Annotated in this window: 9 protein-coding genes; 4 read left to right on the top strand and 5 right to left on the bottom strand. The window is 65.1% G+C overall.

Annotated features, from left to right (window positions below):
• The first annotated feature begins 173 nt into the window (after window positions 1-173).
• Window positions 174-1,853 (top strand): aspartate:alanine exchanger family transporter, encoded by a 1,680-nt coding sequence (locus tag ASE71_RS21945; protein WP_051659120.1) that lies wholly within the window; start codon window positions 174-176, stop codon window positions 1,851-1,853.
• 178 nt (window positions 1,854-2,031) lie between these two features.
• Here ASE71_RS21945 and ASE71_RS21940 read toward each other — a convergent pair whose 3' ends face one another.
• The 4 genes from ASE71_RS21940 to ASE71_RS37630 all read right to left on the bottom strand — a co-directional run bounded on the left by ASE71_RS21940 (window position 2,032) and on the right by ASE71_RS37630 (window position 5,357).
• Window positions 2,032-2,511 (bottom strand): SRPBCC family protein, encoded by a 480-nt coding sequence (locus ASE71_RS21940; protein WP_060520574.1) that lies wholly within the window; start codon window positions 2,509-2,511, stop codon window positions 2,032-2,034.
• Between the two features lie 128 nt (window positions 2,512-2,639).
• Window positions 2,640-4,415, bottom strand: a complete 1,776-nt coding sequence (locus ASE71_RS21935; RefSeq protein ID WP_060520573.1) for an SLC13 family permease — start codon at window positions 4,413-4,415, stop codon at window positions 2,640-2,642.
• 208 nt (window positions 4,416-4,623) lie between these two features.
• Complete coding sequence (locus tag ASE71_RS35865) at window positions 4,624-4,779, bottom strand: hypothetical protein (protein ID WP_156400733.1); 156 nt, start codon at window positions 4,777-4,779, stop codon at window positions 4,624-4,626.
• On the bottom strand, window positions 4,776-5,357 hold the full coding sequence (locus ASE71_RS37630) for a DUF4339 domain-containing protein (RefSeq protein ID WP_413814645.1): 582 nt from the start codon (window positions 5,355-5,357) through the stop codon (window positions 4,776-4,778). The genes ASE71_RS35865 and ASE71_RS37630 overlap by 4 nt, the downstream gene beginning before the upstream one ends.
• A 294-nt stretch (window positions 5,358-5,651) precedes the next feature.
• On the opposite strand from ASE71_RS37630, the gene ASE71_RS21925 reads away from it, so the two are divergent.
• Window positions 5,652-5,951, top strand: a complete 300-nt coding sequence (locus tag ASE71_RS21925) for a hypothetical protein (RefSeq protein ID WP_060520571.1) — start codon at window positions 5,652-5,654, stop codon at window positions 5,949-5,951.
• Window positions 5,952-5,969: 18 nt separating this feature from the next.
• On the opposite strand, the gene ASE71_RS21920 is transcribed toward ASE71_RS21925, so the two are convergent.
• Entirely contained in the window at window positions 5,970-6,863 is an 894-nt protein-coding gene (locus ASE71_RS21920) for a LysR substrate-binding domain-containing protein (RefSeq protein WP_060520570.1), read from the bottom strand.
• Between the two features lie 142 nt (window positions 6,864-7,005).
• Between ASE71_RS21920 and ASE71_RS21915 the strand changes: the two genes are divergently transcribed.
• Together ASE71_RS21915 and ASE71_RS21910 are read left to right on the top strand one after the other, a co-directional pair.
• Entirely contained in the window at window positions 7,006-7,398 is a 393-nt protein-coding gene (locus tag ASE71_RS21915) for a RidA family protein (protein ID WP_060520569.1), read from the top strand.
• A gap of 1 nt (window position 7,399) precedes the next feature.
• On the top strand, window positions 7,400-8,479 hold a 1,080-nt coding region (locus tag ASE71_RS21910; RefSeq protein ID WP_060634971.1), incomplete at its 3' end, for an NADH:flavin oxidoreductase.

The following is an 8,479-nucleotide window of genomic DNA, read 5'->3' as shown; positions in this document are numbered from 1 at the left end:
GGGCGGCCGGCAGCCATGCCGGCCGCCCTTCCCCAACGCCTGGCCAGTGTTTCCCTCGGCCGACAAGCATCCCCGCATCTCCAGCTGGCGACTTTCTTTCCGCCGGCTCAGCGACCAGCGCATCATCCAGCTGAAGCGGCTTTCTTCGGCTTGGCACCGGGAGGAACCGCCGCGTGATCGACCACCTGTTCAGCATCCTGCGGGCGCATCCGGAGCTTGCCCTGTTCCTCGCGCTCGGCATCGGCTACGCGGTCGGCAAGATCACCATCTTCGGTGTCACCATCGGCGCCGTCACCGGCTGCCTGCTGGCGGGCGTGCTGATCGGCCAGACCGGTGCTGTGCTCTCCAACGACGTCAAGCAGGCGTTCTTCCTGCTCTTCCTCTTTGCAATCGGCTACCGCACCGGCCCGCAATTCTTCCAGAGCCTCAACGCCGATGCGCTGCCGCAGATCGCCGTCACCGTCACGCTCTGCGTCGTCGCGCTCGCCGTTGCGATCGTGCTCTCGATGCTCTTTGGCTTCGATCTTGGAACCGCAGCCGGCGTGCTCGCCGGCGGCGCGACGGAATCGGCGACTGTCGGCGTGGCGATCGACACCTTCCGCAAAACGGCACCGACGCCGGAAGCGGCGAGCCAGTTCGAATCCGCCGTGGCGACCGGGTTTGCCGTCGCCTATCTCGTCGGTGTCGTCACCGCCATCCTCGTCCAGTCGCAACTGGCGCCGCGGATGTTCGGCCGCAGCCTCAAGGAGGCCTGCGCCGAGCTAGAAGCCGAACTGAAGATCGCGCCGCAGACGAGCGGCGACACCGCACGGCGCGAAATCGAGGCGCGCGCCTTCGTCATTGCCGACGCCCTCGTGGGGCTGACGGTCGCGGAAGCCGAAGCGCGCGTTCCCGAAAACCAGAAGGCCTATATCGAGCAGATCCGCCGGGGCGAGGAGATCATCACCCCAACGCCCAAGGAGCGCCTGCAGGCTGGAGACATCATCGCCGTTGCCGGTCTTCGCGGCTTCCTCGTCGAATATTCCAGCCGGATCGGCACCGAGATCGACGACCGCACGCTGCTCGATATCCCGGTTGAAGTGCTCGATATCGTGGTGACGAACAAGGAGGTTGCGGGAAAACGCCTGTGGCAGCTGAGGCAGCAGCCGGAAGCGCGCTCGGTGTTCCTGCGCGGCATCCTGCGCGCCGGCCAGCCGATCCCGATCTTTCCTGGCCTCACCGTCCGCCGTGGCGACGTGATGTCGATTGCCGGCGCCAGACGCCATGTCGAGGAGGTGGCGAAGCTGCTCGGCTATGCCGACCGTGAGACCACCGCAACCGACATGGTCTTTGTCGGCGTCTTTATCTTCCTCGGCGGCCTCATCGGCATCCCTGCCCTGAAACTCGGCGCGCTCGAAATCGGCCTCGGCGTCGCCGTCGGCGTGCTGATCGCGGGCCTTTGCGCCGGCTGGCTGCGCTCGGTCCGGCGCACCTTCGGTTTCGTGCCGGAGGCAACCCTCTGGTTCTTCGACAGCGTCGGGCTCTGCGCCTTCATCGCCTGCGTCGGAATCTCGGCCGGCCCGAGCTTTGTCGCCGGCCTCGTCCAGTCCGGCCCGGCGCTGGTCATCGCCAGTTTGCTGATCTGCCTGATCTCGCATCTGGCCGCACTTGCGCTCGGCCGCTGGGTCTTCGGCATGAACGAAGGCGTGCTCGCCGGCACCTGCTGTGGGGCAGGAACCTCAGCCCCGGCGCTTGCCGCCGTGCAGGAAGCGGCCGGAAGCAAGGTCCCGACACTCGGCTACGGTCTCGGCTACGCGATCGGCAACGTGCTGCTGGCGCTCTGGGGCGCGGTTCTCGTCACCGTTCTGGCGTAGCGCAGCGAGGCTCCGCTCGGTGTCGAACTGCGAGAAGGTGCGGTTGTGAGGGGGCCAGCCGACCCGGACAACCCCGCCGCGGCACGCCCTCTCGTTACGACACAAGAACGCGCGGCCCAAAGCTGCAGCGCCCGCAAATTGTGTCGAACGCGCCCGTCCGACTGACGACCTCCAGGGGCTAGACGCCTTCCAGAAAGTGCGCTTTCTGCGCCGGATAATAGTCTGAAAATGACGGCAAAGCCTTGCCGGCGCGCGCGGCGACCAGCATATCGAGGTAATATTCCCAGCCCGGCCCGACGTCGCCTGCGAGTTTCGGGTCGCTCAGATGTTGAACCAGGCGCAGCTCCGTCGTGTCGCCCGTCTGCGTAAACGTCAACGCGATGCGCCACTCGCCGGCGTCATCCTTCATCACCGCGACCAGGCGGTGCGGCGCGGCGCACTCCTCGATCAGGACATCCGTCCATGGCTGGCTTTTCTCATGGAGCAGTTGCAGCCGCACGGTCTTGCCGGGCCCCGCTTCGCCTTCCCAGCGGCCGAACCAGAGCGCGGTGCTCTCGGACTTTGTCACGCTCGTCCAGACGTCGGCGATGGGTGCATGAAACGTGCGCGTCAGGATCAGGTCATTGCCACTGACGTGGCCGGTGGGCTTGGGGCTCATGCCATCTTCTCCCTGTTGTCGCTCACGGATAGGCAAATCTGCGGCGGGCGCTACCGCGCGTCTACCTGTACACGGTAGCGGCTATTTATGCGAGCATCCCTGCCGGCGAGGTGCCAGTCGCACCACACCTAGCGCAGCGGCCACACCATCATCAGTGTCGGGATGCTGACGATCACGATCACCACCGACAGCGGAAGGCCGAGGCGCGGATAGTCGCTGAACTTGTAGCCGCCCGGCCCCATGACCAGCGTGTTGCACTGGTGGCCGATGGGCGTGAGGAAATCGCAGCCGGCGCCGATGGCAACTGCCATCAGGAAGGCTTCCGGCTTGTAGCCGAGCGCGCCGGCGAAACTCGCGGCGATCGGCGCCATCACGAGCACGGTGGCGGCATTGTTGAGGAACGGCGTCACCGCCATGGCGGCAAGCAGGATGATCGTCAGCGCGCCGGCCGGCGGCAGGCCCGCGGCAACCGTGCCGAGCCAGGCCGCAATGACATCGGTACCCCCGGTCGTGCGCAAGGAATCGCTCACCGGAATCAGCGCCGCCAGCATCACCAGGATCGGCCCATCGACCGAGCGATAAAAATCGCGCAAGGGGATGATGCGGAAGACGACCATGGCGAGGGCCGCCGCGAAAAAGGCGACCGGCACCGGCACAAGTCCAACTGCCGTTGAGCCCATCGCGGCCGCCAGAACCAGAAGCGGCAGCGGTGCCTTTCGCGTCGTGCCAAGCAGGATCTCGCGCTGCGCCAGCGGCAGGCAGCCGAACTCCTGCAGGAAGAGCGTCAGTTCGCGCCGCGCGCCCTGCAGCACGATGATGTCGCCTGCCCTCAAGCGAATGCTGCCGAGCCGCTGCTTCAGCCTCTCGCCCTGGCGGCTGACGGCGAGCAGGTTGATGTTGTGGGTGTTGAACAGCGCCAGGCGCTGTGCCGACATGCCCTCGAGCGGCGAACCGCTGCCGACGACAGCTTCGATCGCCTCGATCTCGTCCCCGGCCTTTTCCCGCCCATGCGGCGCGCGGTCGCCGGCAATCTTCAGCTTGCCTTGCGAGACGATGCGATCGAGCGCTCCCGGACCGCCTTCAAAAATCAGGATGTCCTCGGCTTCGAGGGTAACGTCGGGAAGCGGCGCCAGATGCAGGCCGCGGCGAAAGATGGCGATGACGACAGCGCCGCCGTCGCCCAGTTTCACCAGATTGCTGAGCGCCTTGCCGATCGCCGGCGAACCGGCGGCAACAACCGCCTCGGACGTATAATCGGTGATCTCGATCGCCGAATGGACGGAGACCTGGCTGCTGGAGCGCTGCGGCACCAGCTTGTAGGCAAAGAGCAGGAAGATGCAGCCGACCAGCGCCAGCGTCGCGCCGACGGGCGTGAAGTCGAACATCGTGAAGCTCTCGCCGGTCAGCTCCTGGCGCACGCGTGAGACGACGATGTTCGGCGACGTGCCGACCTGGGTCATCAGCCCACCGATCAGCGAGCCGAAGGCCATCGGCATCAGGAAAACCGAAGGCTGGACATTCGACCGCCGGGCAAACTGGAAGGCGACCGGCAGCATGATTGCCAGCGCCCCGATGTTCTTGATGAAGGCGGAAAGCACTGTCACCGTGATGACCAGCAGTGCGAGCTGGGCCCGGACCGACGAGATGTTCGGCAGGAACCGCTGGATGGCGGCGTCGACGATCCCCGAGCGCGCCACCCCGGCGCTGACGATCAGGGCGCTGCCGACGATGATGACGATGTCGTCGCTGAAACCATCGAAGGCATGATCGTAAGGCACGATGCCGACGGCGACCGCCAGCATCAGCGCCGAACAGGCGATCACGTCGTATCGAAACCGCCCCCAGATAAAGAAGACCATCATGGCGCCGATGACGAGAAACGCGAGAGACTGTTCGGCGGTCATGCAATATCCGGGTTCAGCAAAGAGACTGGGCGGGACGGAACGTGCGGCCGACACAAGCCGAAACGCGCAATCCGCGCAGAAGTTCACACAAGACGTAACCCATGTTTCGGCAAATCGGAATTCATCTCAGCGACAAATATGGGCATGAGTGCGAAGCGCATGGACCGCCGGCCGCGCCCGGCGGCGAGGCGACAGCCCCTGCCGCCCGCTACTCGATGGTCCCGAATACGGCCGTCTCCAGCGTATCGATCGCCTCGTCCCGCTTCTTGCCCTTCATCAGAAATCTAACCATCCGCCAGGCGTCTCGCCCGCGCAGCGCAATGGTTATCTCGGCGGTGGCGTCCGGTTCCTTGAGCGACTTCATCGCCAGGCGCCCCTTGGCCGTTGATCATAACCGGCGTCCAGTCCGCGCTCGCCTCGTATCCCGCCCTCGCCTGCAGTTCGGCGAGCACCTCGGCATATGGCCGTTCGTTCATTGTTGCCGGGACCTGCTCGTGCCCAAAATAGACGCCGCCTGTCTGGTCCGAGCTGATCGTAAAGAGCATGTTGTCGCGCGCGGGATCCTCGACGTGCCAGGCGGCCTCGAACGTCGTCTGCCTGCTTATCACCGGTTTGACGAAGGTCTGCATCGGGGGCGGCGGGCCACCAAGGCAGCCGGTATGTAAAGCAGCAGCATGTCGAAAATGCGCGCCAGAAAACGGGGCCATGGCCGGGCAAGCGGATATTCGGGCACTGGCGGCGGCACGTCGGCGGACGGTCCGGGTCCTGGCGTCGCGCGGCGGAGGCCGCTTTGATTTCGGCCATGTCGCAGGCCGGGATCCGCTCCCCGTGTCCCTGCCGCCAAACCAGCACATCCGGTGAAAGCTCGTCCCGCGCGATCATCACCAGCAAAATGTTGTCGCTCATGGGCCCGTGTCGCTCGACCCGATCACATAGTGCCACGCTGCCATTTCGCCCCCAAAGGCGCGTCCAAAAAAGCTCGGAACGCACCCGAACGCCAGGTTGCGCACAAGCCCGCCGCAACTGTCGCGATCAGGCATTCCACAACTGGGACAAGCCGTGAACATTTGCAAGCATTGCTTGCCGGAATCCGCATGACAGAACTTGGAAATTTCCGTTTAAGCGCTACACTTTAGAAGAGAGTGCTGGACCGCACCGGCAACGATCGTCCAAGGCGTTTCCGCCTGACGCTTGACGCCGTGTGGGCCAGGCTCAGCCATTCTGAGGATCGCCGACATGAAACACGCTTTTGCCGCCCTCTCCGTCGTGCTGCTTCTCTGTGGCTGCACGGCGACCACCGGCCCCGACATCAGCTACGGTTACTCGCCGAACATGCAACCGATTCCTGGCAGCATCACCTATGGCGGGCAACCGCGCACCAAGCTGAAGAAGGCACCCGTCGGCAGCATCGTCCCGCACCAGTTCATCGATTCCTACGGCCGCAAGGTCTACGAGACCTATATCATCGAGCCTGACCGTTCGTTGCGCCTCACCAGTCGCCGTTGGGCGCCGGACTTCCTCGGCTTCGACGACTGAACGAGATCACCTCACGGATCAGGCATCGCCGCTGAACTGCGCGTGCACCCAATCGCGAAGCACGCGGGTCGCTGGCCGGTCCGCCATGCGCGGACTGTAGACCAGGTCGTATCGGTCGCTTTCCAGCGTCAGGTCGAACGGCTGGACGAGAATGCCGGAGGCAAGCTCCTCGGCGACCAGCGTGAGGCTCAAGAGGGCAATTCCCTGCCCGGCGATGGCCGACTGCACGGCATGGATCTCGTCGGTAAAGGAAAGCCCCGCGCCGGCCTCGACATCGGTGGCGCCAGCCCGTTCCAGCCATTGCCGCCAGACCGGCGCGCGCGCATCGTGGCGGCGCAGCGTGCCCCAATCGTAGTGGATGAGCGTCGCGTGCTTGAGGTCCGCGGCACTGGCCGGCGCCAGTCGCGGCACGCAAACCGGGGCGAAACGATCGGCGAACAGCGGTTCGGTTACGAGGCCCGGATAATCACCGCCGCCAAGGCGGATCGCAGCATCCGCATCCACCTCCAGATCGACCATCCGGTGGGAGGCGTCCAGCCTCAGCGTCCACTCGGGATAGGCTTCGCGGAAGGAACCGGCAAGCGGCGCCAGGCGCTTGGCGACGAAGGCGACGGTGGACGTCAGCCGCGCCACCTTGCTTGCCTCCTGCCGGCGCATGTCGGCGATCGCCTGCTCGAAACGGTCGAGGCCATCACGCAGCACCGGAAACAGCACCTTTCCCGCAGTGGTCAGCCGGACCTGCCGCGTCCCTCGTTCGAAGAGCTTGGTCTCCAGCATCTCCTCCAGCTGGCGGATCTGGTGGCTGACGGCAGTGGCCGAGACGTTCAGTTCCTCGGCCGCCAGCTTGAAGCTCATCCGCCGGGCGGCCGCTTCAAAGACCCTGAGTGCGCCGAGCGGCGGCAACTTCCTCATGATTTCCTCAATGGATGAACTCAGCTCATCTGTCGGCTGAGAAATCACTCTTTGTCAGCCGCCGAATGCACCAGCATATTAGGATCGACAGCCAAGGCAACAGCGCCAAGCTGAGAAAATCTCAAGCATGAAAGGACATCTTATGTCTCTCGAACAGGTCGTCACCCAGCCGGATCCCTACGCGCCCTTCCTGCTTTCCCAGGCGATCAAGGCCAATGGCTTCGTCTTCGTCTCCGGTCAGGCGGCAATCGGCGACGACGGCAAGCTCGTCGGCGTCGGCGACTTCAACCGCCAGGCCGAACAGGCGTTCCGCAATCTCGACCGGGCGCTCAAGGCGGCGGACTCTGGGTTAGACAAGATCGTCAAGGTCACGATCTTCCTGCGCTCCATGGAGAATTTCGCCAAGATCATCGAGCTGCGCCGCACGTGGTTTTCCGCCCCCTATCCCGCCGACAGCATCATCGAGGTCTCCTCGCTCTATTCACCGGACGCGCTGATCGAGATCGAAGCGATCGCGCTCGATGGAGGCAAGTGACATGAACGCACCGTTTGGCATCGCGTCCCCCGCCTTCACCGGCACCCGTCTCAAGCGGCTTGATTTCGCCAATCGCCTGTCCGTGGCGCCGATGACCCGCATCAGCGCCACGGCGGCCGGCGCGCCCAGCGAGCGCATGCAGCACTATTACCAGCGCTTCGCCCGCGGCGGCTTCAGCCTGATCACGACCGAGGGCATCTACACCGACAAGGCCTATTCCCAAACCTACAAGGACCAGCCAGGCCTGACCGACCGGGAACAGGCTCTCGCCTGGCGGCCGATCGTCGAGACGGTCCATGCGGAGGGCGGGCGAATCTTCGCACAACTGATGCACGGCGGCGCGCTGGCGCAGGGCAACCCGCACAGGCCCGAGACGGTAGGCCCCTCCGCCGTCCGGCCGAAGGGCAGCCAGTTGACCGGCTATCACGGCGACGGCCCCTATGCCCTGCCGCGCGAGATCAGCGATGCCGAAATCGCCGAGGCGATCGAAGGCTTCGCCAGTGCCGCCCGGTTTGCAATCGAGGTTGCCGGTTTCGACGGCATCGAGATCCACGGCGCCAACGGCTATCTGCTCGATCAGTTCTTCACCGACTTTTCGAACCGGCGGGCGGATCGCTGGGGTGGAGATATCGTTGAGCGGCTCGGCCTGTCGCTCGAAGTGCTGAAGGCAGTGCGCGTGGCGATCGGCCCCGACGTCCCGCTGGGGCTGCGGCTCTCCCAGGGTAAGGTCAACGACTTCAGGCACAAATGGGCAGAACGCGAACAAGGTGCAGCCCGCGTGTTCGAGGCGCTCGCCGAAAGCCCGGCAGACTTCGTGCACGTGACCGAGTTCGAAGCCTGGAAGCCGGCCTTCGAGGGCGGCGACGCCTCGCTCGTTTCCCTCGCCCGCCGCCACGCGCCGCGCCTGTTCATCATCGCCAACGGCAGCCTGCACGATCTCGACCGCGCCGAGGAGGTGATGGAAGCCGGTGCCGACATGATCGCGCTTGGCCGCGGCGCGCTCGTCAATCCCGACTGGCCACAGCTCACCGCGAAACGCACCGCTCTGCGTCCGTTCGACCTGCCGTTCCTTGCGCCGATC

The sequence above is a fragment of the Ensifer sp. Root954 genome (assembly GCF_001429005.1).
GTDB lineage: Bacteria > Pseudomonadota > Alphaproteobacteria > Rhizobiales > Rhizobiaceae > Ensifer > Ensifer adhaerens.
This window is presented reverse-complemented; position numbering and strand designations above follow the sequence as displayed.